Origin of the sequence: Aeromonas sp. sif2433, assembly GCF_019218705.1 — a bacterium.
In the GTDB taxonomy this organism is placed as follows: Bacteria; Pseudomonadota; Gammaproteobacteria; order Enterobacterales; family Aeromonadaceae; genus Aeromonas; species Aeromonas encheleia.
Genome location: NZ_JAHUXD010000006.1, coordinates 47,131 through 68,330, shown reverse-complemented (window position 1 = coordinate 68,330; position 21,200 = coordinate 47,131). Strand labels below are relative to the sequence as shown.

18 protein-coding genes are annotated in these 21,200 nt (G+C 64.3%); 15 read left to right on the top strand and 3 right to left on the bottom strand.

Going from position 1 to position 21,200, the window contains the following annotated elements; translation table 11 throughout:
- Positions 1 to 64: 64 nt before the first annotated feature.
- The 11 genes from KW825_RS10835 to KW825_RS10785 all read left to right on the top strand — a co-directional run bounded on the left by KW825_RS10835 (position 65) and on the right by KW825_RS10785 (position 12,426).
- On the top strand, positions 65 to 1,015 hold the full coding sequence (locus KW825_RS10835) for a MoxR family ATPase (protein WP_042654836.1): 951 nt from the start codon (positions 65 to 67) through the stop codon (positions 1,013 to 1,015).
- A gap of 79 nt (positions 1,016 to 1,094) precedes the next feature.
- Positions 1,095 to 1,979: a DUF58 domain-containing protein gene (locus tag KW825_RS10830; protein WP_218329211.1), complete on the top strand. Its 885-nt coding sequence runs from the start codon at positions 1,095 to 1,097 to the stop codon at positions 1,977 to 1,979.
- The gene (locus KW825_RS10825; protein ID WP_218329210.1) at positions 1,964 to 2,482 is read left to right on the top strand and encodes a DUF4381 family protein; all 519 of its coding nucleotides are present in this window, start codon (positions 1,964 to 1,966) and stop codon (positions 2,480 to 2,482) included. The genes KW825_RS10830 and KW825_RS10825 overlap by 16 nt, the downstream gene beginning before the upstream one ends.
- Positions 2,479 to 3,441 (top strand): VWA domain-containing protein, encoded by a 963-nt coding sequence (locus KW825_RS10820; RefSeq protein WP_218329209.1) that lies wholly within the window; start codon positions 2,479 to 2,481, stop codon positions 3,439 to 3,441. The genes KW825_RS10825 and KW825_RS10820 overlap by 4 nt, the downstream gene beginning before the upstream one ends.
- Before the next feature lie 21 nt (positions 3,442 to 3,462).
- Positions 3,463 to 4,932 carry a tetratricopeptide repeat protein gene (locus KW825_RS10815; RefSeq protein ID WP_218329208.1) on the top strand — a complete coding sequence of 490 codons (1,470 nt, stop codon included), beginning with the start codon at positions 3,463 to 3,465 and terminating at the stop codon, positions 4,930 to 4,932.
- 149 nt (positions 4,933 to 5,081) lie between these two features.
- Complete coding sequence (locus KW825_RS10810; protein WP_371315802.1) at positions 5,082 to 6,524, top strand: hypothetical protein; 1,443 nt, start codon at positions 5,082 to 5,084, stop codon at positions 6,522 to 6,524.
- 41 nt (positions 6,525 to 6,565) lie between these two features.
- Entirely contained in the window at positions 6,566 to 7,156 is a 591-nt protein-coding gene (locus KW825_RS10805; RefSeq protein WP_084228414.1) for a sigma-70 family RNA polymerase sigma factor, read from the top strand.
- Positions 7,149 to 7,898: a DUF3379 domain-containing protein gene (locus KW825_RS10800; RefSeq protein WP_218329207.1), complete on the top strand. Its 750-nt coding sequence runs from the start codon at positions 7,149 to 7,151 to the stop codon at positions 7,896 to 7,898. The genes KW825_RS10805 and KW825_RS10800 overlap by 8 nt, the downstream gene beginning before the upstream one ends.
- Before the next feature lie 408 nt (positions 7,899 to 8,306).
- Entirely contained in the window at positions 8,307 to 9,578 is a 1,272-nt protein-coding gene (locus tag KW825_RS10795; RefSeq protein ID WP_218292132.1) for an outer membrane protein transport protein, read from the top strand.
- Positions 9,579 to 9,830: 252 nt separating this feature from the next.
- Positions 9,831 to 11,087, top strand: coding sequence for an outer membrane protein transport protein (locus tag KW825_RS10790; RefSeq protein WP_218329206.1), 1,257 nt, complete (start codon positions 9,831 to 9,833; stop codon positions 11,085 to 11,087).
- Between the two features lie 115 nt (positions 11,088 to 11,202).
- Positions 11,203 to 12,426 carry an EAL and HDOD domain-containing protein gene (locus tag KW825_RS10785; protein ID WP_218329205.1) on the top strand — a complete coding sequence of 408 codons (1,224 nt, stop codon included), beginning with the start codon at positions 11,203 to 11,205 and terminating at the stop codon, positions 12,424 to 12,426.
- 94 nt (positions 12,427 to 12,520) lie between these two features.
- Here the strand turns inward: KW825_RS10785 and KW825_RS10780 are convergent, their stop codons facing one another.
- A complete protein-coding gene (locus KW825_RS10780) occupies positions 12,521 to 13,825 on the bottom strand; it encodes an outer membrane protein transport protein (protein WP_218329204.1) in 1,305 nt (434 codons plus the stop codon).
- 448 nt (positions 13,826 to 14,273) lie between these two features.
- Complete coding sequence (locus KW825_RS10775; RefSeq protein WP_218329203.1) at positions 14,274 to 15,437, bottom strand: acetyl-CoA C-acyltransferase; 1,164 nt, start codon at positions 15,435 to 15,437, stop codon at positions 14,274 to 14,276.
- Positions 15,438 to 15,570: 133 nt separating this feature from the next.
- On the opposite strand from KW825_RS10775, the gene KW825_RS10770 reads away from it, so the two are divergent.
- Complete coding sequence (locus KW825_RS10770) at positions 15,571 to 15,966, top strand: MerR family DNA-binding transcriptional regulator (RefSeq protein ID WP_218292137.1); 396 nt, start codon at positions 15,571 to 15,573, stop codon at positions 15,964 to 15,966.
- A gap of 145 nt (positions 15,967 to 16,111) precedes the next feature.
- On the opposite strand, the gene KW825_RS10765 is transcribed toward KW825_RS10770, so the two are convergent.
- A complete protein-coding gene (locus KW825_RS10765; RefSeq protein ID WP_084228415.1) occupies positions 16,112 to 17,350 on the bottom strand; it encodes a dicarboxylate/amino acid:cation symporter in 1,239 nt (412 codons plus the stop codon).
- Between the two features lie 270 nt (positions 17,351 to 17,620).
- Here KW825_RS10765 and KW825_RS10760 point away from each other — a divergent pair, with 270 nt between their 5' ends.
- The 3 genes from KW825_RS10760 (at position 17,621) to KW825_RS10750 (ending at position 21,113) form a co-directional block, all read left to right on the top strand.
- Positions 17,621 to 17,905: a pyrimidine/purine nucleoside phosphorylase gene (locus KW825_RS10760; RefSeq protein WP_042654848.1), complete on the top strand. Its 285-nt coding sequence runs from the start codon at positions 17,621 to 17,623 to the stop codon at positions 17,903 to 17,905.
- Positions 17,906 to 18,073: 168 nt separating this feature from the next.
- The gene (locus KW825_RS10755) at positions 18,074 to 19,456 is read left to right on the top strand and encodes an L-serine ammonia-lyase (RefSeq protein ID WP_042654849.1); all 1,383 of its coding nucleotides are present in this window, start codon (positions 18,074 to 18,076) and stop codon (positions 19,454 to 19,456) included.
- Between the two features lie 286 nt (positions 19,457 to 19,742).
- A complete protein-coding gene (locus tag KW825_RS10750; protein WP_042654850.1) occupies positions 19,743 to 21,113 on the top strand; it encodes an L-serine ammonia-lyase in 1,371 nt (456 codons plus the stop codon).
- Positions 21,114 to 21,200: the final 87 nt, after the last annotated feature.

The following is a 21,200-nucleotide window of genomic DNA, read 5'->3' as shown; positions in this document are numbered from 1 at the left end:
TCGCCCTCTTGCGACATCTGGAGTATAAAAAGAGCAACTCCTATTAAAACAACGGGTTCATCCCATGGCAGCGACCGAGTTCAGACAACTTAGCGACTATCTTGGCAGCCAGATCCTGGGCCAGGGTCCGCTCATCGACGGGCTGCTGATCGCCCTGCTATGTGAAGGACATGTGTTGATCGAAGGCGCCCCCGGTCTCGCCAAGACCCGGGCCGTCAAGGCGCTGGCTGGGGCTGTTGAGGGGCGCTTCGCCCGCATCCAGTTCACCCCGGATCTGCTGCCCGCCGATCTCACCGGCAGCGAGGTGTTCCACCCCCAGGATGCGAGCTTCGTGTTCCAGCCAGGGCCCCTGTTCAACCACCTGGTGCTGGCGGACGAGATCAACCGGGCCCCTGCCAAGGTGCAATCCGCCCTGCTCGAGGCCATGGCCGAGCACCAGATCACCGTCGGCAAGAAGAGCTGGCGCCTGCCGCCGCTGTTTATGGTGGCCGCGACCCAGAATCCGATCGAGCAGGAGGGCACCTACCCGCTGCCGGAGGCCCAGCTCGACCGCTTCCTGCTGAAACTGGTGGTGGACTACCCCAGCCCCGCCATGGAGCTCGCCATCTTGCAGCTCAACGCCCATGGCGACGCGCTGCCACCGCCCCCCGTGACCCTGAGCCAGGCCAGCCTGCTGGCGGCCCGCGCCGCGGTGCAGGAGGTGCAGATGCAGACCCGACTCGAGCACTATCTGGTGCAGCTCGTCTGCGCCACCCGGCCGGGCAGCGGCCTCTGTCCCGAGCTGGAACCCCTCATCGCCGTGGGCGCGAGCCCCAGGGCCAGCATCGGCCTCGCCAGGGCGGCCCGCGCCCGCGCCTGGCTGGCGGGGCGCGACTTCGTGCTGCCGGAAGACATCCAGCAACTGGCCCCCGCCGTGCTGCGCCATCGCCTCATCCCGAGTTATCAGGCACTGGCCGACAATCTCGACAGCGAGGCGCTGATCACCCGCCTGCTGGACTGGGTGCCCTCGCCTTGAGCCGGCGCCAGCCTGCCTTATCGCCCCAACAGCGGCCCTCTGCTCAGGCGCCGAGCGCCCGCCTGCGGGGCTGGGTCTGATGTCCCTGGATCCCCGCAGCCATCCCCACATCGCCCTGCCACTGAGCCAGCTGCTGGCCATCCGGCTGTGGGCGCGTCAGGGCCCCAGGGCCCGCGTCCATCAGGCCAAACAGGGTCGGCTCGGGCGGGTGCCCGGATTGAGTTTTCGCGAGCTGCGCGCCTATCAGGCGGGGGATGAGGTGCGCCACATCGACTGGCGGGTCACCGCCCGGCTCGGGCGCCCCTACACCCGACTCTATGGCGAGGAGCAGGATCAGGCCCACTGGCTGCTGCTCGATCTCTCCCCCGCCATGTACTTCGGCTCAGGACCTCAGCTCAAGGCCCGCCTCGGCTGCGAGCTGGCGGCCGCCCTGCTGTGGCAGGGGGAGAAACAGGCCAACACCCTGATCTGCCACGGGGTGGAGACCCGACTAGAGTCCCAGCGCGGCACCCTGATCCCGCTACTCGAGACCCTCTGCCATCACTACCAGCAGGGGCTGGATCGCACGCCCGTCCCCCGCAGCCTGGCCCAGACCCTGGCGGGGCTCAAGCTGCCCCACGGCGCCAGACTGACCCTCATCGCCGATCACCGCCCCTGCGACGAGGCCCTCGCCAAGCAGCTGCAGTTGCTCGGCCGGCGCCACGACATTCACTACTGGCAGATCCGGGATCCGCTGGAGGCCTCGCTGCCCGAACAGGGTCAGCTGGCGGTGCGGGCCGGCAGGCGCAGCGGCTGGCTCGACGCCGGGCAGCCGGGGTTTGCCCGCCACTATGCCCTGGCGGCCGACTACCAGGCCCAACAGAGCCAGCGGCAGCTGTTGCCGCTGGTGCAGCGTCTCTACCGGCTCGACAACGGCCAGTCCTTGCAGCGCCAGTGGCAGGAGGGCGGATGCCGTCTGCTCTGAGCGCCGCCCTGGCCGGCTCCCCCCTCGCGGCGCAGCTGCGCGACATTCACCCGGGCCCCGCCCTCGGCAGCGCCGTCGATCCCCGCCTGCTGGGCTGGGGCTGGCTGCTGATCATCCTGCTGTGCGCCCTGCTGATCACCACCCTGGCGCTGGCACTCTGGCGCCAACGCCGCTGGGCACGGCAAATCGAGTGGCAAGGCCCCGAACTGGTGCCCCGGCTGCAAGCCGTGCTGCGCCAGGCCGCTCTGGCGCACTGGCCCGAGGCTCGCCACCTGCAGGGGGAGGCCTGGCTCGCCTGGCTCGATGCCAGGGGGGGCAGCCGCTTCGCCGAATTTGCCCCGCTCTGGCCCCACTGGCTCTACGGCCGGGGAGAGCCCGATGCCACAGAGCAGGCGGCGTTGCGGCGCTGCTACCTGCGGTGGGGACGCCGCTGCGTCAGCCCGCCCCGGCTGCTGACTAGGGCGACGGGCTGGCGACGGCGCCATGACGGAGGGGCGACATGATCCTCGCCTGGCCCTGGTTTGCGCTCGCGCTGGTGTTGCCGCTGCTGGTGCGCTTCGGCTTGCCCCCCCTGCGCCGATCGACCCTGGCCCACGACGGCTTCCCCCTCCTGCGACCCCACGCCGGCCAGCCGCTCTGGCGCATGACGCTGTGCTGGTGCGCCCTGGTGCTGGCCCTGTGCCGCCCGCAATGGCAGGAGGCGCCCCTCATTCACTATCAGGCCAGCCGGGATCTGATCCTGGCGGTGGATCTCTCCGACAGCATGCGCACCCAGGACATGCTGGATGAGGGGGAGCAGCACGACCGGCTCAGCGCCGTGCGCCAGCAGCTCAGGCAGCTGATCAGCGCCCGCCCCGGCGATCGCATCGCCCTGGTGGTGTTCGCCGATCACGCCTATCTGCTCTCCCCCCTGACCCAGGAGACCCAGGCCCTGTTGACCCTGACCAAGGAGCTGGACTTCGATCTGGTGGGGCGCACCACGGCGCTGGGAGAGGCCATACAGCTGGCTCGCCAGCACGCCGATCCCGCTCGCCCCAGCGCCCTGCTGCTGGTCACCGATGGCCGCAACACGGCGGGCAATGCGGATCCGCTCACCGAGGCCACCCGCGCGGCGGCCGCCGGCATGACCCTCTACACCCTGGGGGTCGGCGCCGATCCCGGCACCTTTGCCGATGCCCAGCCCCAGAGCGGGTTCGATCCCAGTGCCGAGCTGGATGAGCCCCTGCTGCAACAGTTGGCCAAGCTGGGCCACGGCCGCTATTTCCGGGCCCGCAGCCAGGCCGATCTCGCGGCCATCAACCAGACGCTCGATCGGCTGGAGCCCAGCGCCCGCCCGCAGACCCTCTATCGCCCGAGCCGGGAGCTCTATCCCTGGCCCCTGGCGCTGGCCTGGCTGTTGCTGATCTGGCCGACTCGCCGGCTGCCGTGGCGGCGCCCGCAGGCGGAGCCGCCCCATGGCTAAGCAGTTGCGCCAGGAGTCCCCATGGAGTTGATCCTGCTGCGCCCGCTCTGGCTGCTGGCCCTGCTGCCCTGGCTGTGGCAGGGTTGGCGCCGCCGTCGCCAGCGGCACCTGCTCGCCCCCGCCATGGGGGCCTATCTGCTGCCGGGCCAGGGCCGCACCAGACCCTGGCTCTGGCTCGCCTGCCTGCCGGTGATCCTGGCCCTGTCCGGCCCCGCCCTGCGCCAGCAGAGCCAGCCCATCAGCAGCCCGGCGCTCGATATCTGGTTGCTGGATCTCTCCGACTCCATGCTGGCCGGGGATCTGCCGCCGGATCGGGCGACCCGGGTGCGGCTGCTGCTGCAGGACATGCTGGCCGAGGCAGGGCCCCACCCCGTCGCCCTCATCCTGTTTGCCGGCGATGCCTATCTCGCCATGCCCGCGACCCGGGATCATCAGGCCATCTCGCTGCTGCTGCCGGACTTGCGCCCGGCCATCATGCCGCTCCCCGGCAGCGCCCCCGAGCGCGCCGTGGCGCTGGCGCTCAGCCAGATCCCCGCCGGTCAGCAGGCACGGCTGCTGCTCATCACCGATGGGCTCTCCCCCGTCCAGATCGCGCGCATTGCCGCCCAGTGGCCCTGTCAGAATGCGTTGCTCTGCCCGCAATCGGCGACGCCCCGTCTCGACATCCTGCTGGCCAATGGGGGCAAGGCCGCCAAGCTGCCCCCTTCCAGTGCGGGGCTTGGCCGTGAATTGCCGCCCCCCGACGGGGCGGCCATGCAACGGCTTGCGGCCCAGTCAGGGGGAGAGCTGCAGTGGTTGCAGGCCGGGGTGCCGCGCTTCGCGCCGCTGCCCATGAGCCAGACCCTGACCGCCAACCAGTCGCGGGATCTCGGCCCCTGGCTGTTGCTCCCCCTGCTGCCGCTGGCACTGCTGGCCCGCATCGGGGCGCTCTGGTTGCTCCTGCTCGGCGTGGGCGTCGGCCTGTTCAACCCGCCCCTGCAGGCGAGCCCCGCCTCCCCGCTGGCCCCTGGCTTATCGGAGCAGGATCGGCAAGCCTGGCAGGCCTTCCAGCAGGGACGCTACCTGGCGGCGGCCCGCGACTTCCAGGATCCCGTCTGGCAGGGGAATGCCTGGTATCGCGCCGGTGACTACGCCCGGGCCGTCGCCGCCTATGGCCGCGCCACCAGCGCGACCGCCCATTACAACCGGGGCAATGCACTGGTGCAGCTCGGCGATCTCAAGGGCGCCGAGCAGGCCTATCTGGCCACCCTGGCGCTCGAGCCCGGCCATGAGGATGCGCTCTACAACCTGGCCCTGCTGCGTGCCCAGCCGCCGCAGGCCGCCCCCACGGCGCAGCAGCCCCAACCCGCCGATGCCCCCGAGCAGTCCGCCGCGCCGGATCGCCCGCGCCCACCCGCCCCGCCTGTGCTGCTGCTGGAGCAGCGACTGCGCAAGGAGGCCCAGCGCCGTGCTCAAGCCACGCCATCGCTCAAGCCGGAGGAGCCCTGGTGACGGCCCACCCGCTGAGGCGCCCCGCCCTGCAGAGAGATCGTCGGGGGGGCTGTTCTTTATCAAGGGTCCAGCCACCGACGGGCATCTCTCCCTGGCAGCGCTGGCTGCTTATCCTCTCTCTATTGACGACGCTTTTATTGACGGGCCAGGTGCTGGCCGCCCCGCCACGGGCCGAGCTGCTGGCAGGCGCGAGCGAGGGTGACTGGCTGCTCATCATCGAGGCCGATGGGGAACGCCGCGCCGACGAGCTCAGCCTCACCCCCTTGCTGCGCCAGTTTGCGGTGGGCCGGGTAACTTTGAGTCGCGTCACGACCGAGGTGCACAGCCTCACCCGCTGGCAGATCCCGCTGCATCGGGTGGCCGGCGACGCCAACCAGGTTCCCGCCCTCAGCCTGGGCACCGAGCAGACTCCAGCGCTCCCCCTGCCCCGGCGCAGCGAGTCAGAGGCAGCACCTGCGGCGGCCCTCTCGCCCATCGAATTGCAGGCCAGCGTGCTGCATCAGGGGCCGCTCTATCCGGGGCAACCCTTCCTCTATCAACTGAGCCTCTGGCTGCCCGCCAACCTGGAGGCCCCCAACCTCAGCGAGCCGGCCGGCAACGGCTTCACCATCCGCCGCCTCGGCGACGACAGGTGGGAGTCCCCCGCCAGCCCCGGCATGCCGGGACGACTGACCCGCAGATGGCTGCTGCAGGCCAAGGAGCCCGGGCTCCATCCGCTGGAATCCCCCCGTTTTCAGGGAAGACTGCCCCAGGAGGGCGGCCAGAGCGAGGCGCTCTCCGCCAGGGCGGCCACCCGCTTCATCAAGGTGGACAAGGCCCCGCTGGAGCCGGTGGCGAGCGCGCTGACCCTGCGCCAGCAGCTCAGCCCGGCGACGGGCGCCAAAGCCGGGGAGCCAGTGATCCGCACCCTGACCCTGGTGATGGAGGGTGGCGATGGCAACCGTCTGTCCCTGCCGCCGCCACTCGGCTTGCCAGCCGGCCTGCAACTGCGGCCAGATGGAGAGCAGCAGCGCGAGCAGTTCACCGCCAAGGGGGCGCTGCGCTTCGAGCGCCAGTGGCGCCAGGCATTGACGGCAGGCGAGGCCGGCCACTACCGCTTGCCCCCGGTGGATCTGCCCTGGTTCAATACCCAAAGCGGTCGCGTCGAACATGCCCGCCTGCCGGCCCAGACGGTGCGGTTCGAGGCCGGCCTCTCGTCGCCCGCAGACAGCCGGGCCCCCGGTGGGGAGAGTCTCTGTTGGGTGCTGGGGGCCTTGCTGCTGCGCGCCCTGTGGCGAAGCGGGCCACGCTGGCTGGCCTTCTATCGCCTGCAACGGGCCCTGGTGGCCAGGGAGCCGGACTCGGCCAGAGGAGCCCTGCTGGTCTGGGCCGATCGGCGCTGGGACGCCTCTCATCGACAGCTCACCAGCCTGCCCTGCCATCGCGATCCCGCCATAGGTGCCGCCCTCGACACCCTGGATCGGGCCTGCTTCGCCCCCCCCTCAACCGTGGCCGAGCCGGTTCGCTGGCAGGCCCTCGCCGAGGGGTTGTGCGCCTTCGAAACTTTTGCGATAGCCTATAGCCTCAGGAAACTGGCGCGGGTGAGTCGCTGATCCCGCCGCAAGCCACCGCAGATAAAAAAGGAAGCCCCGCAATGGCGTTAGGTTTTTTCAGAAAAAAAAGCTCAGGGACGGGAAAGGATCCCGCGACCGATCCGGTCTATGGGGGTATGGCAGACAAACAAACCAAATATGAAGCCCTGGTGCATGCCCTGCATGGGGACATCTATCGCTACGCCTACTGGCTGTGTCGGGACCCGCAGGTCGCCGAGGATCTGGTGCAGGAGACCTTCCTGCGCGCCTGGAAGGCGATCGACAGCCTGCAGGACGACAAGGCCGCCAAGGCCTGGCTCATCACCATAGTGCGGCGGGAGAACGCCAGGCGCTTCGAGCGCAAGCAGTTCGATCTCATCGATCTCGACGAGCATCCCCAGAGCGATCCGGATGCCCTGCACAGCGAACAGGAGATGGAGCACGAGTGGCTCAGGCGTCATATCGCCCGCCTGCCCGCCGAGTACCAGGAGCCGCTGCTGTTGCAGGTGCTGGGGGGATTCAGTGGCGAGGAGATCGCAAGCCAGCTGGGCCTGAACAAGAACACCGTCATGACTAGGCTGTTTCGGGCACGCAACCAGATAAAAGAGGCCATGGAGTCAGCAGCACAACAGAGAGGACACACTAATGGATGAGCTTGAGTTTCGCCGCAGGGCCATCGCCCATCCAATGGATCAGGATCCTGCGTTCCTCGACGCGGCGCAGACCTCCCCTGCCAATCGCAAGCACCTGGACGAGATGAAACAGCTGGATCGTCAGCTGCAGCGGACCCTGGAGGTCGAGGTGCCGGCCGGGCTGGCCGAGCGCATCTTGCTCAGGCAGGCGATGGAGGCCGACGATGACGATGTCGTCATCCCCCTGCCGCCCCCGCCTGCACGCACCGGCTGGCGTCCCCTAGCCATCGCGGCCTCGGTCGCCTTCCTGCTCGGCATCAGCACCCGCTGGATCAGCTGGCCGCCGACGGCGCCCGCCGAACTCTCGCTGGCGCAGGTCGCCATGGCCCACGTCTACGGGGAGGAGCCCTTCATCAAGGGGGTGGATGAGAGGGTCAGCCTGCAGACCATCAATGCCAAGATGGAGAAGTACGGCGCCACCCTGATGGGCATGCAGGACATGAAGGTGACCTATGTCAATCACTGCTCCTTCTATCAGGGGCCGGCCCTGCACATGGTGATCCAGGGCAAGATGGGACCCGTCACCCTGTTCCTGGTCCCCAAGCATGTGCCGCTCAGCCTCCAGCCCAGCTTTGAAGATGGCCAGCTCAAGGGCGAGATAGTGCCGCTCAAGGGCGCCAACATGGTGTTGATCGGTGATATGCAGGAGTCACTCGAACCGGTTGCCGCGCAATTCGAGTCACGGCTGCACTGGTCCATTTAACAGAACTTAACCAGAGCTGACCGGCGCCCCGCCGCCTCGGCATCACAGGCAGATACGCCAGTTGTCTGCCTGTTCATTCCTAACTACGCGATTTTTCCCGCTCATTGCCCGCCTGATCCCACAACAGCACTCAATTTATTTTTATGACACAAACGGAACTTGTTGCTTTTTATTTATCCAATAATGGATAAATTCGGTTATTAAAACGCCAAGTTAAAACAAATGATTAACACAATGGAAACTTTTATGTATTCTGCTGTCACTGGTCTGATTTCTTACCTCCTACCAGATCCATAGAATCACGCCAGAAGTGAATGGGAAGAAGCTTACATAACAACAGATCTTGTCGTGTATAGCGGCCAAAGAGCCCTGATATCGACAGAAAATCTGCTTACAAGAGAGAACACTATGACAACTGCCTTTTTCAAGAAAAGCCTGATCGCCGCGGCCGTGACCCTGGCCAGCACCCAGACCTTTGCCGCCGCGTTCCAGTTGAACGAGCACTCCGCCTCCGGTCTGGGGCGCGCCTATGCAGGGGAAGCAGCAATCGCAGACAACGCCTCTGTCTTGTCCCGCAACCCGGCTGCCATGACCACCTTCGACAAGATGGCACTGTCTGTTTCCGGTACCTACATCAAGCCGGATGTAGATGTAGCGGGTGACATCTATGCGGGCCCCAACAAGCTGGCCTCCTCCAGCGAGAGCGACATAGCACCGGATGCCTTCGTACCGGCCACCTACTTCATCCAGCCGCTGAACGATCAGTGGGCCTGGGGCCTGGGGCTGTTCTCCAACTACGGTCTGGCCACCGAATATTCCAAGACCTTCCCGGCCGGTGCCGGCGCCGGTGACACCGAGCTGTTGACCTTCAACATCAACCCCAACGTCGCCTATCGCATCAACTCCAACTTCAGCATCGGTGCCGGCCTCAATGCCGTCTACGCCCAGGCCGAGTTGAACCGCTATGCCGGCGCCCTGGCTGCCGCCATTCCCGGTGCCCACTCAGATACTCCCCTGGCGCACCTGAAAGGGGATACCTGGGGCTTTGGCTGGAACGTCGGTGGCCTGTACGAGATCAACGAGTACAACCGCCTCGCCCTGACCTACCGCTCCCAGGTTGACTTGAGCTTCGATGGTGACTTCCAGGGTGCCACCTCCGGCAACCGGGTGGTTGACGGCAACCTGAAGCTGGATCTGCCGGCTCAGGCCGAGTTCGCCGGCTACCACCGTCTGAACCAGCAGTTCGCGGTGCACTACTCCGTCAACTGGACCGACTGGAGCGCCTTCCAGGAGCTCAAGGCCACCAGCGACTCCTGTGCCGGCGGTGTCTGCCTGCAGAAAGACGAGAAGTTCAAAGACTCCATGCGTTACGCCCTGGGCGGTACCTGGTACGTCAACCCGGCCTGGGAAGCTCGCATCGGCTTCGCCTACGACAACAGCCCGGTCGAACCTGAATACCGCAGCCTGAGCATTCCTGACTCCGATCGTATCTGGTACAGCGCCGGTGCCACCTACCACATCGATCAGGACATGAGCGTCGACTTCGGCATGGCCTACCTGGATGGCAAGGAAGTGGACGTGAACGAAGGCCTGCGCAGCCACGGCGACGCGCTGCGCTGGAAAGGCACCTCCCACGGTAACGCCTTCCTGGCCTCTGCCCAGTTCAACATGAAGTTCTGATCCCGGGATCAGCAAAAAGAGCGCCTCAGGGCGCTCTTTTTTTATACCGGATCCGGCTTTCAGCGTACAGCTGTAGCAAACAGCTGTACGCTTTTCGTTTTTTATCAGCCTGTTAGCCCCAGACTCCCCAGCATTTAATCCCGTTTTATCGTCAGCGCCCCCGCCGCCGTTGCCTTACTGGTCATACCATATAAAATCCCGCCCCCAACCAAATAACAGAATGAACCACGAGTTCATCCCAAGGAAGACGCTATGCATCCCTCCCTCAAGCCCTCTCTCATCGCCCTGCTGGTACTGTCGGGTCAGGCCCAGGCGGCCGGTTTCCAGCTGGCCGAGCAATCGGCCACCGGCATGGGGCGCGCCTTCGCCGGTGAAGCCGCCATCGCCGACAACGCCAGCGTGCTCTCCCGCAACGCGGCGGCCATGACCCGCTTCGAGCGCACTGCCTTCTCCGGCGGCTTCATCTATATTCGCCCCGACGTCAACATCGAGGGCACAACCCGGGTGCCGACCGCCATCGGCCCCCTGACCCTGGACGCAAGCGCCCACGACATCGCCGCCTCAGCCTGGGTGCCCAATGCCTATCTTATAGTGCCGCTCAACGAGCGCTGGCGGCTGGGACTGGCGGCGACCTCCTACTATGGCCTCGGCGTCGAGATGCCCGCCAACTACAACGCCGGTCACTTTGGCAACGTGTCCGACATCAAGACCATGGATCTCGGCGCCTCGCTGGCCTATCGCATCAACCGGCTCTGGTCCGTGGGGGGCGGTCTGTCCGCCATTCAGGGCGAGGGGGAAGTGGGCGGCACCTTCCCCTCCAACAACAAGATAGCCAAGCACCTCAAGGGGGATGGCTGGGCGCTCGGCTGGAATCTGGGCACCCTGCTGGAGCTGTCGGAGGCGACCCGCATCGGCCTCTCCTATCGCCACGACGTGACCCTGACCCTGTCCGGCGACGCCATCGGCACCGATCTGCAGGGGCGGACCTTCACCGACACCGGCAGCCTGGATTTGCCGCTGCCCGCCACCGCCGAGCTGGCACTGTTCCACCAGCTGACCCCGGCGCTGGCGCTGCATTCGAGCATCAACTGGACCAACTGGAGCAAGTTCGTCCAGCTGGAGTCCGAGCTCGATCACTATGGCAGCATGCACATCAAGGATGAGCACTGGGAAGACAGCTGGCGCTACGCCGTCGGCCTGACCTACCAGCTGGCGCCCCAGTGGCAGCTGCGTTCGGGCCTGGCCTATGATCGCAGCCCGGTGCCTGCCGATCGCCGCACCATCTCCATCCCCGACTCGGACCGGATCTGGTACAGCGCCGGGCTGGGCTATCAGCTGGATCGCAACCTCTCGCTGGACCTTGGCCTGACCCTGCTCGACGGCAAGAAGGTCGATGTAACCGAAACCATGCAGCTCAAGCCCGGCGTGCCGCAGACCAGCTCGAGCTTCCAGGGCACCTCGGAGGGGGACGCCTGGCTGGCCGGCCTGCAGCTGAACTACCTCTTCTAACCGCCCCGACCTTATCAAGCACTATGCCAGTTGTTGACCGGTGCAACCCGACCAGCGCTGGCATAGTGATCCGCTTCCCAATAGAATCAAGCCAGCACCCATGCTGGAGAGATGCATGTATTCCTATGTAGCAAGGCAGCCCATCCTGGATCGGGAATTGAACACCCATGCCTATGAGCTGCTGTTTCGCGACAGTCTGGATAATGTGTTTCCCCTGATCTCCGCCCGACAGGCCACCGCCAGGCTGGTGGCCGAACAGTTTCTGCAACAGAACATCGATCAGCTGCTCGGCGGGCGCCTCTGCTTCATCAATTTCCCCCACTCCCTGCTGCTGGACGGGCTGGCCGAGTGCCTGCCCCAGGACAAGGTGGTCATCGAAATACTGGAAGATGCTACCCCGGACGACGCGCTGCTGGCCAAGGTGCGCCAGTTGCACCAGCTGGGCTATCGACTGGCCCTGGATGATTTCACCCTCTCCCCCGCCTGGGAGCGCTTTCTGCCCTTCATCCACATCATCAAGTTCGACTTGCGGGCCACTTCGCTCGCGAAGATCGAAGGTTTCATCCTGAGTCACCGCCACCTGCCGCTCACCTACCTTGCCGAGAAGGTGGAGGACAAGCTGGAGTTTGAACGGATGAAGAGCCTGGGGGTCGAGCTGTTTCAGGGCTTCTTCTTCAGCCGGCCCGAGATGGTGCAACAGACCACCCTGCAGCCGGATCAGCTGGTGGTGATGCAACTGCTCGAGGTCGTCAATCAGGCGGCCCCGGATCTGGACAGGATAGAGCAGCTGCTCAACCAGGATGTCTCCCTCTCCCTCAAGCTGCTGCGCTACGTCAATCACCTCAAGCGTTTCCCCCAGCCCATCGCCTCGTTTCGCCAGGCGGCCAGCTACCTGGGTCACGCCCAGTTGAAACGCTTCGTGGCCCTGGTCGCCGCCACCAGCGCCGGCCATGACAAGAGTGGTGAGCTCTATCAGATGTCGCTCATCCGGGCCCGCTTCTGCGAACTGCTGGCGCAGACCCACGCCCCGACCCGGCAGGCGCAGCAGGCCTTCATCACCGGCTTGTTCTCCTTGCTGGATGTCTTGCTGGGTCAACCGCTGGATCAGTTGCTCGGCTCCATCCCGCTGACGGCCGAGATCCGCGCCGCCCTGCTGGAGCGCAAGGGCAGCCTGGGTTTCTACCTTGCCTTTTGTGAAGATTATGAGAATGCGAACTGGCCACGGATCGCGGCCAGCACGGCCCGGCTCGAGCTCACTGAGGAGAAGGTCAGCCACCTCTATCTGGCCGCCACCACCTGGGTCAATGAGCAGATCCAGGCCATGGCGGGGACTGACTGAAAGACGAAGCCGCTGCCAACCAAGCAGGTGGCGATCGGCCCCTCGCCGCCCATCAGGCCCCAGAAAAAGGTCCCTCAAGAGGGACCTTTTTCATTTAGAACAGCATGTTGAACTGAACCGAGGCCAGGAAGGCGTTGCCTTCGTTGTTACCTTCGAAATAGAACGGCTGACCCGGGTCGTTGTTGTGAACCCCTTCCTTCACCTCACTCGCTTCCCCATTGATATAGGTCATGCCGAAGTCGATGCTCTTGGTCTCATCCAGATGGTAGGTCGCCCCCGCGCTGTACCACCACTTGTCGGCATCCGGCAGGCTAATGGTGGCGTGCTCGCTCTGTACGGCCGACTCGTCATAGGCGACGCCGACGCGCGCCTCCCACTGCGGGTTCACATACCAGGTCGCGCCGACCGCGTAGCGCATCGCATCCTGCAACTGCTCGTTCTTACTCAGGCAGACGCCGCCCGGCAGATTGCACTGCTCGCTGACTGCCTCCAGCTTTTCAAAGGCACTCCAGTCGGTCCACATCACCGAGTAATGCAGCGCAAATTGCTGGTTCAGACGGTGATAGCCGGAGAACTCGGCGATGGCGGGCATGGGCACATCGACCGTGGCATCGGCTTTGTAACCGGGAGCGCCAACAGCCCCGGTGTAATCTCCCTCCAGCTCCACGTCGATCTGGGAACGGTAGGTCAGCGCCAGGCGGTTATCCTGGTTGATCTCGAACAGGCCGCCGATGTTCCAGCCCCAGCCGTTGCCAGAGCCATCGAAGTTGGCCAGGGTATTGTGGGAACCATTGGGGTTCGCATTGGGATTGACCCGATCCACATAACCGGTGGCGATGGTGTAGTTGACGCCGGCACCCAGGCTCCACTGCTCGTTGATGCGGTAGGCCACATTCGGGTTCAGGTTGACGCTCATCAGCGAGGTCTCCCCCGCCAACAGGCCGGCGGCAGGATTGCTGCCCGCCCCGAAGCTGTCGTCGAAGCGGGTGCCCAGACCATAGTTGGTCATCATGGCGAAACCGACCGCCCACTGCTCGTTGATGGGGTGGATCAGGTAGGCGGCGGGCACCACCGCATTGGGACCGGCGTTGCCATGGCTGGCGGCGGTGCTGGAATCAAACCGGCTGCCCGGCAGATCGGTGACGAAGGCCCCGTCCACGCTGTAGTCCGGATCCACCATGGTGGCGGCCATGGAGACGGCGGTCTTGTCGAACATCATCATGGCGGCCGGGTTGCGGCCCAGCACCGACGCGTTGTCGGCGATGGCACCCTCCCCCGCAAAGGCGCGGCCGAGGCCGGCGGCGGAGTGTTCGTTGATCTGGAAACCGGAGGCGAAGCTGTTGGTGGCCAACAGCGCCAGGGCGCTGGCGAGGGCGCGGCTCTTGAATAATGTGGTCATGGGGATTCTCATGTTGGTACCCGCCGCAGGGCGGGCACTCGGGATAGATATCATCGCGCCAGCCTGGGCTGGCGTGGCACGGCCCTGAGTCGGCGGGCAGCCGGCTCGAGATGAGGGCGGCAAAATGCGTCGGCGCATGGTAGGGATCCCTGCCCCCGCCAACAAATCAGACCAGTGACCAAATTGGCCACCAAGCTTAATCGCGGCTGAATGAGCGCAAGATCCTGCCTTTTCCATCCAATAACAGGGCTTTTAGCCGCCATGACGCGACTAAGAATGGCGTGGGTGAGCCGGGCAGAGATAAGGGGGGATTGATATGCACTGAATCGCCGATTCGGGATGCGCGAGTCAGATAGGCTGGCCGCCGTCGCGGCCAGCATGATGAGCACTATAAGAGTGTTGCCACCTCAAGAACCGAGGTGGCCAGGCGCCTATGTGATTGGCTGGCTCAGCCCAGCTCGACGGCCAGGGCGGTCGCCTCCCCACCACCGATGCACAGGCTCGCCACCCCACGCCGCAAGCCTCGCAGACGCAGGGCATGGATCAGGGTCACCAGGATGCGGGCACCGCTGGCGCCGAGGGGATGACCAAGGGCGCAGGCCCCCCCGTTCACGTTCAGCTTGTGGTGGGGGATGTTGCAGCCCGACATGGCCAGCATGCTGACCATGGCGAAGGCCTCGTTCACCTCGAACAGATCCACCTCCTCCACCCGCCAGCCGACGCGTGCCAGCAGCTTGTCGATGGCCCCGACGGGAGCGCTGGTGAACTCGGCCGGCAGGGCGGCATGGCTCTGATAGCCCACTATCCTCGCCAACACCGGCAGCCCCAGCCGGGCGGCGGTCTCGGCCCGCATCAGGACCAGCGCCGCCGCACCGTCCGAGATCGAGCTGGCGTTGGCCGCGGTAATGGTGCCTTGCTTGCCGAAGGCAGGTTTCAAGGTGGGTATCTTGTCGGGTCTGGCCTTGGCAGGCTGTTCGTCCTCGGCCAGCAGCAGTTGATCATGCGCCATCACCGGGGTCAGCTCGGCCCCGAACGCACCGCTGCGCTGCGCCGCCAGGGCCCGCTCCAGGGAGGCGATGGCGAAGGCATCGATGTCGGCCCGGGTCAGTCCGGCCCGATCGGCACTCGCCTGCGCATAATGCCCCATCAGGTGCCCCTCGTAGGCATCCTGCAGCCCGTCGAGGAACATGTGATCCAGCACGCACTGATGGCCCATGCGAAAACCGCCGCGCGCCTTGTCGAGCAGGTAGGGCGCTCGCGTCATGCTCTCCATGCCGCCGGCCACCACCACCTCGACCTCGCCGAGCCGCAGGCTATCGGCTGCCAGCATCACCGCCTTCATGCCGGAGCCGCACACCTTGTTGATGGTGGTACAGGGCACGCTGTCCGGCAGCCCGGCCTTGAGCGCCGCCTGGCGGGCAGGGGCCTGCCCCAGCCCGGCACTGAGCACGTTGCCCATGTAGACCTCATCCACCTGCCCTCCCCCGAGCCCGGCCGCCGCCAGGGCCGCGGCGATGGCGCAGGCCCCCAGCTCGGGGGCACTCTGGCTGCTCAAGGCGCCCTGGAAGGCGCCCATGGGGGTCCGCTTGGCCGCCACTATCACAATATCCATCGGTCACTGTCTCCTTGTTACATAGGGATAACATATGCTGATGCCGGAGCGGGAACAAGACTTGCGGGGAAGTTGACGTTTGGGTAAGGTGCCAGCCTGCATTGACAACCAAGATGGCAGCCAAGACAGCCGTATGACCATATCCAAGGATGACACCCGGACCTATAGCATCAGTGAGCTGGCCCGTGAATTTGATGTGACGACCCGCAGTATCCGCTTCTATGAAGATCAGGGTCTGCTGAATCCGACCCGCCAGGGCCAGACCCGGATCTACAGCAGACAGGATAGGGTGCGCCTCAAGCTGACCCTGCGCGGCAAGCGCCTGGGGTTCAGTCTGGCGGACATTCGCGAGCTGTTCGATCTCTATGACGCAGACAAGAGCAGCCGCACCCAGCTGCAGACCATGCTGGGCCTGGTGGCCGACAAGCGCGAAACCCTGGAGCAGCAGCTGGAGGACATCAAGATGGTGCTGCTGGAGCTCGAGGCCGCCGAGCAGCGCTGCCAGCAAGCCCTGGCGCAGTTGCAGTAGCGAGAGACGCCCGGTCGGTGCCGGTTTGTTAGATGCCGGCGAGCAGGCCGTTCGCCTCGTCGCGAATAAAAGAAGAGGGAGGCATAGGCCTCCCTCTTCTTTTTGGTGTGCCTGCCATAGAGGCAGGCGGCAGTTCAGCTCAGGCTCACTTGTTCCAGCGATCCGGATCGTAATCCGGGCTATAACGGTCGACGATGATGGCGCAGGCCGCATCCCCGGTGATGTTGAGCGCGGTGCGGATCATGTCGAACAGGCGATCCAGTGCAAACAGCAGCGGCAGCCCCTCGATGGGGATCCCGGCCGCCAGCAGCACGGCCACCACCAGGAAGCTCGGCCCCGGCACGCCGGCCTGGCCGATGGCCCCCAGGGTCGCGGTCAGTATGATGGCCACCCAGGCGCCCATGGTCAGATCGATCTGATAGACCTGGGCGAAGAAGATGGCGACCAGGCCGTAATAGATGGCGTTGCCACTCATGTTGATGGTGGCGCCGAGCGGCAGCACGAAGGAGGCGGTGGCGTTGGTGACCTTCAGCTCCTGCTCGCAGGTCTCCATGTTGACCGGCAGGGTCGCCATGGAAGAGGCGGTGGAGAAGGCGACGATCTGCGGCTTCTTCATCGCCGAGAAGTACTTGCGCACCGGCGTGTTGGAGAAGATCACGATCAGCAGCGGGTAGACCACGAAGCCGAAGATCAGGATGGCGCCAACGTAGACCAGGAACAGCTTGAGCACCAGGGTCAGCACATCGAAGCCGTAGGTGCCGATGGCATCGGCCATCAGCCCGAATACCCCTATGGGAGCGATCAGCATCACCTTGTTGATCATCCAGACGAAGGCGTCGACCAGGGTGTTGAGCCCGTCCACCAGCGGCTTGGCCCGCTCGCGAGGCTGCTTGGCCAGCGCGATGCCGAGGAACATGCAGAACACCAGGATCTGCAGGATGTTCGCCTCGTTCAGGGACTGGAACACGTTGGTCGGGATCATGCCGAGCAGGGTGGCCACGGCGTCCGGCAGGGCTCCCTTGTCGGCGTAGTCACCGGTAAACATCTCCGCCATGGTGCCGAATTCGACCCCGACCCCGGGCTTGAAGACCTGGCCCATCACCAGAGCCAGCAACACCGCCAGCGCCGAGGTGCCGAGGAAGAAGGCGAGCGTGGTGATGCCGATCTTGCCCGCGGCCGGGCTGGCCCCCAGATTGGCGGCCCCCGACAAGATGGCCACCGCCACCAGCGGGATCACCAGCATCTTGATCAGCTGGATGAAGAGGGTACCGAGCGGTGCGAAGACGGTGGCCTGTTCACCCATGAACGCCCCGACCAGTGCCCCCAGTACCATGGCGACCACGACCTGGAAGCCAATGTTCTTAATGAGTCCTTTTGTTAACACAGAATGTTCCTTTAATTAGCAATTATTCACACTTTCCCAGTGCAATCGACCACTTGGGGCCATAAAGCCTCGCCATTACGCTGGCGGCGCGCTTTATCTCATATTTATTCTCCGTTTAACATCGTGATTCCTGAACGTAGCGAACATTTGCATAGTGGCCACAAAGTGAAGACTCATAAGAAGCAATCGTTTTTTTCCCTGTTTCACCATGACAACCGCCAAAAAAGTGTGCTACGTTGGCTTGGCAAACGTGCATACAGGGAAGAAAAGATGCTGAAAGTTAACGAGTATTTCGATGGAAATGTTAAATCCATCGGTTTCGAGCAGAAAGGCGAGAAAGCCACCGTCGGTGTGATGGATGCGGGTGACTACCTGTTCAACACCGCCGCCCCCGAGCGGATGACGGTGATCAAGGGTGCCCTGACCATCCAGCTGGCCGATGAAGATGAATGGCACAGCTATGGCCAGGGCCAATCCTTCGACGTGGCCGGCCACTCCTCCTTCAAGCTGGTCGTGAAGACCCCGACCGCCTATCTGTGCGAGTTCCTCGACTGATAGCGGCGCAATGCGGGCCACGAGGCGCCAACCCGCTCCCCGTGGCTCCTTTAGCCCAGCCTGTAGTGCCCCATTTCCACACCGCCATCACAAGCCGTCGCTTCCCCCCTTTCCATCGACTACAAAAAATTTACAATGTTTAGACGAAATCCATAATCGGAGTACGTCATGATCAGTGTCTTCGACCTGTTTTCCATCGGGATCGGCCCCTCCTCCTCCCACACAGTGGGACCGATGCGGGCCTCCTGTGCCTTCGTCAATGCACTCAAGCAGGCAGGGCACCTCTCCCGCACCGAGCGGGTCGTGGTCGAGTGCTATGGCTCCCTCGGCCAGACCGGCAAGGGTCATGGCACCGGCAAGGCCATCATCCTGGGGCTGGCCGGGTTTGAGCCGGAATTGGTGGATATCGAGGCCATCCCCGCCTTTCTGGGCCAGGTAGAGCACAGCCAGACGCTGCGCCTGGCAGGGGAGCAACCGAGCCATTTCCCCCGGGTCGGCGCCATCATCTTCAACCGGCGCAAGACCCTGCCCGCCCACTCCAACGGCATGACACTGCGCGCCTTCGCAGCCGATGAGCTGCTGTTCGAGCAGACCTACTACTCCATCGGTGGCGGCTTCATCATCGAGGAGAGCCACTTCGCCAACGCCAAGGAGGAGGCGGCCAGGTTCGACGCCGCCCACCCCGTCCCCTACCCGTTCGAGAGCGGTGCCCAGCTGTTGGCCCACTGCCAGGAGAGCGGCCTCTCCATCTCCGGCCTGATGCTGGCCAACGAGAAGGTGTTTCGCAGCGAGCAGGAGATAAAGGCGGGCCTGCGCAAGATCTGGCAGGCGATGCAGGGCTGTGTCGAGCGCGGCTGTCGCAGCGAGGGGATACTGCCGGGCGGCCTCAAGGTGAAGCGCCGCGCCCCTGGCCTCTATCGCCAGCTCAACGGCGAGACCAACTTCAACAAGGATCCCCTGATGGTGATGGAGTGGGTGGATCTGTTTGCGCTGGCCGTCAACGAAGAGAACGCCGCCGGTGGCCGGGTGGTGACGGCACCCACCAACGGCGCCGCCGGCATCATCCCGGCGGTGCTGCACTACTACGATCGCTTCGTGCGCAAGGTGGATGACGAGCTGCTGCTGCACTACTTCCTCACCGCCGCCGCCATCGGCATCCTATATAAGAAAAACGCCTCCCTGTCGGGGGCCGAGGTGGGTTGCCAGGGTGAAGTGGGTGTCGCCTGCTCCATGGCGGCCGGGGCCCTGGCCGAGCTGCTCGGCGGCAGCCCGGGGGTGGTCGAGAACGCCGCCGAGATCGGCATGGAGCATAACCTGGGGTTGACCTGCGATCCCATCGGCGGCCTGGTGCAGGTGCCCTGCATAGAGCGCAACGCCATGGGGGCGGTCAAGGCGATCAACGCCGCCCGGCTGGCCCTGCGCGGCACCGGCGAACACAAGGTGTCGCTGGACAAGGTGATCAAGACCATGTGGGAAACCGGCAACGACATGAAGACCAAGTACAAGGAGACGGCGCGCGGCGGCCTGGCTGTTAACATTACAGAATGTTAAAAAATGCCAACTGACTCCACTTTGTCCCACGATACCCGGCCTGGCCGGGTATTTTTTCGCGAAACGTTTGCCAAGCACTTAACAAAATGGATAACCATCAAAATTAATTTTATACTCGCGCCAGAGATTCAACAAAAATAGATCTGTTTCAACTTTTTTTAGGTATTGAACCGTTACACTGCGGTTATCTGGTTCATTGGCCTTTGTGACGACAGACCCGTCCCATGGATCACCCCCTTTCTGCGAGCGGGCATGACGCCCCCTTCTACCCTGAGGTAATTGTTACATGATCAGCGTTTTTGATATCTTCAAAATCGGTGTTGGCCCCTCCTCTTCCCACACTGTCGGCCCGATGAAAGCAGCCAAGCAGTTCGTGGATGATCTGCGTGCTGGCGGCAAGATCCGTGACATCACCCGGATCCAGGTCGACGTCTATGGCTCCCTCTCCTGGACCGGTAAAGGTCACCATACCGATACCGCTATCATCATGGGTCTGGCCGGCAACCTGCCGGAAAATGTCGACATCGACGGCATCCCCGAATTCATCTCCCGTGTCGAGCAGACCGGCCGCCTGCCGATCGGCCTGCATTGCCACACCGTCAGCTTCCCGCAGGGTGCCATGGTGTTCCATGACGAGGCCCTGCCGCTGCACGAAAACGGCATGAAGCTGACCGCCTTCATCGAAGATGAGGCTGTCTACAGCAAGACCTATTACTCCATCGGTGGTGGTTTCATCGTCGACGAAGAGAACTTCGGCAAGGCCGACAGCGGCGACATGTCGGTGAGCTACCCGTTCAAGAGTGCTGCCGAGCTGCTCGCCCACTGCAGCCAGACCGGTTTCTCCATCTCCGCCCTGATGCTGGAAAACGAGAAGTGCTTCAACACCCCGGAAGAGATCTACAAGAAGCTGGGCAAGATCTGGACCACCATGCGGGAAGGGATCGAGCGCGGCTGCCGCACCGAAGGGATCCTGGCCGGCCCGCTGCGCGTCCCCCGTCGTGCCGCCCCGCTCTACCGTCAGCTGACCACCAACGAGCATCTCTCCAACGATCCCATGAGCATCGTCGACTGGGTCAACATGTTTGCCCTGGCGGTGAGTGAAGAGAACGCCGCCGGGGGCCGTGTAGTGACGGCACCGACCAACGGCGCCGCCGGCATCATCCCGGCCGTGCTGGCCTACTACGACAAGTTCATCCAACCGGTCGGCCGCGACGAATACACCCGCTTCTATCTGGCCTCCGCCGCCGTCGGCATGCTCTACAAGATGAACGCCTCCATCTCCGGTGCCGAAGTGGGCTGCCAGGGTGAAGTGGGTGTCTCCTGCTCCATGGCCGCCGCCGGCCTGACCGAACTGATGGGCGGCAGCCCGGAGCAGGTGTGTGAAGCCGCCGAGATCGGCATGGAACACAACCTGGGTCTGACCTGTGATCCGGTCGCCGGTCAGGTGCAGGTGCCCTGCATCGAGCGCAACGCCATCGCCGCCATGAAGGCGGTCAACTCCTCCCGCATGGCGCTGCGTCGCACCTCCAAGCCGCGCGTGTCACTGGACAAGGTGATCGAGACCATGTACATCACCGGCAAGGACATGGACTCCAAGTACCGTGAGACCTCCCGCGGTGGCCTGGCCATCAAGGTGATGCAGGTTGCCTGCGAATAAATCGCAAATCTGAGATGCAAAAAAGGCGGGAAATCCCGCCTTTTTTATTGCCTGTTATTCAGGCCCTGCTGATCAAACTGCTGCGTT

Excerpts from the sequence above, each read along its gene's own strand:
- KW825_RS10835 (WP_042654836.1), top strand. The coding sequence starts at position 65 with ATGGCAGCGACCGAGTTCAGACAACTTAGCGACTATCTTGGCAGCCAG.
- KW825_RS10830 (WP_218329211.1), top strand. The coding sequence starts at position 1,095 with ATGTCCCTGGATCCCCGCAGCCATCCCCACATCGCCCTGCCACTGAGC.
- KW825_RS10825 (WP_218329210.1), top strand. The coding sequence starts at position 1,964 with ATGCCGTCTGCTCTGAGCGCCGCCCTGGCCGGCTCCCCCCTCGCGGCG.
- KW825_RS10820 (WP_218329209.1), top strand. The coding sequence starts at position 2,479 with ATGATCCTCGCCTGGCCCTGGTTTGCGCTCGCGCTGGTGTTGCCGCTG.
- KW825_RS10815 (WP_218329208.1), top strand. The coding sequence starts at position 3,463 with ATGGAGTTGATCCTGCTGCGCCCGCTCTGGCTGCTGGCCCTGCTGCCC.
- KW825_RS10805 (WP_084228414.1), top strand. The coding sequence starts at position 6,566 with ATGGCGTTAGGTTTTTTCAGAAAAAAAAGCTCAGGGACGGGAAAGGAT.
- KW825_RS10800 (WP_218329207.1), top strand. The coding sequence starts at position 7,149 with ATGGATGAGCTTGAGTTTCGCCGCAGGGCCATCGCCCATCCAATGGAT.
- KW825_RS10795 (WP_218292132.1), top strand. The coding sequence starts at position 8,307 with ATGACAACTGCCTTTTTCAAGAAAAGCCTGATCGCCGCGGCCGTGACC.
- KW825_RS10790 (WP_218329206.1), top strand. The coding sequence starts at position 9,831 with ATGCATCCCTCCCTCAAGCCCTCTCTCATCGCCCTGCTGGTACTGTCG.
- KW825_RS10785 (WP_218329205.1), top strand. The coding sequence starts at position 11,203 with ATGTATTCCTATGTAGCAAGGCAGCCCATCCTGGATCGGGAATTGAAC.
- KW825_RS10780 (WP_218329204.1), bottom strand. The coding sequence starts at position 13,825 with ATGACCACATTATTCAAGAGCCGCGCCCTCGCCAGCGCCCTGGCGCTG.
- KW825_RS10775 (WP_218329203.1), bottom strand. The coding sequence starts at position 15,437 with ATGGATATTGTGATAGTGGCGGCCAAGCGGACCCCCATGGGCGCCTTC.
- KW825_RS10770 (WP_218292137.1), top strand. The coding sequence starts at position 15,571 with ATGACCATATCCAAGGATGACACCCGGACCTATAGCATCAGTGAGCTG.
- KW825_RS10760 (WP_042654848.1), top strand. The coding sequence starts at position 17,621 with ATGCTGAAAGTTAACGAGTATTTCGATGGAAATGTTAAATCCATCGGT.
- KW825_RS10755 (WP_042654849.1), top strand. The coding sequence starts at position 18,074 with ATGATCAGTGTCTTCGACCTGTTTTCCATCGGGATCGGCCCCTCCTCC.
- KW825_RS10750 (WP_042654850.1), top strand. The coding sequence starts at position 19,743 with ATGATCAGCGTTTTTGATATCTTCAAAATCGGTGTTGGCCCCTCCTCT.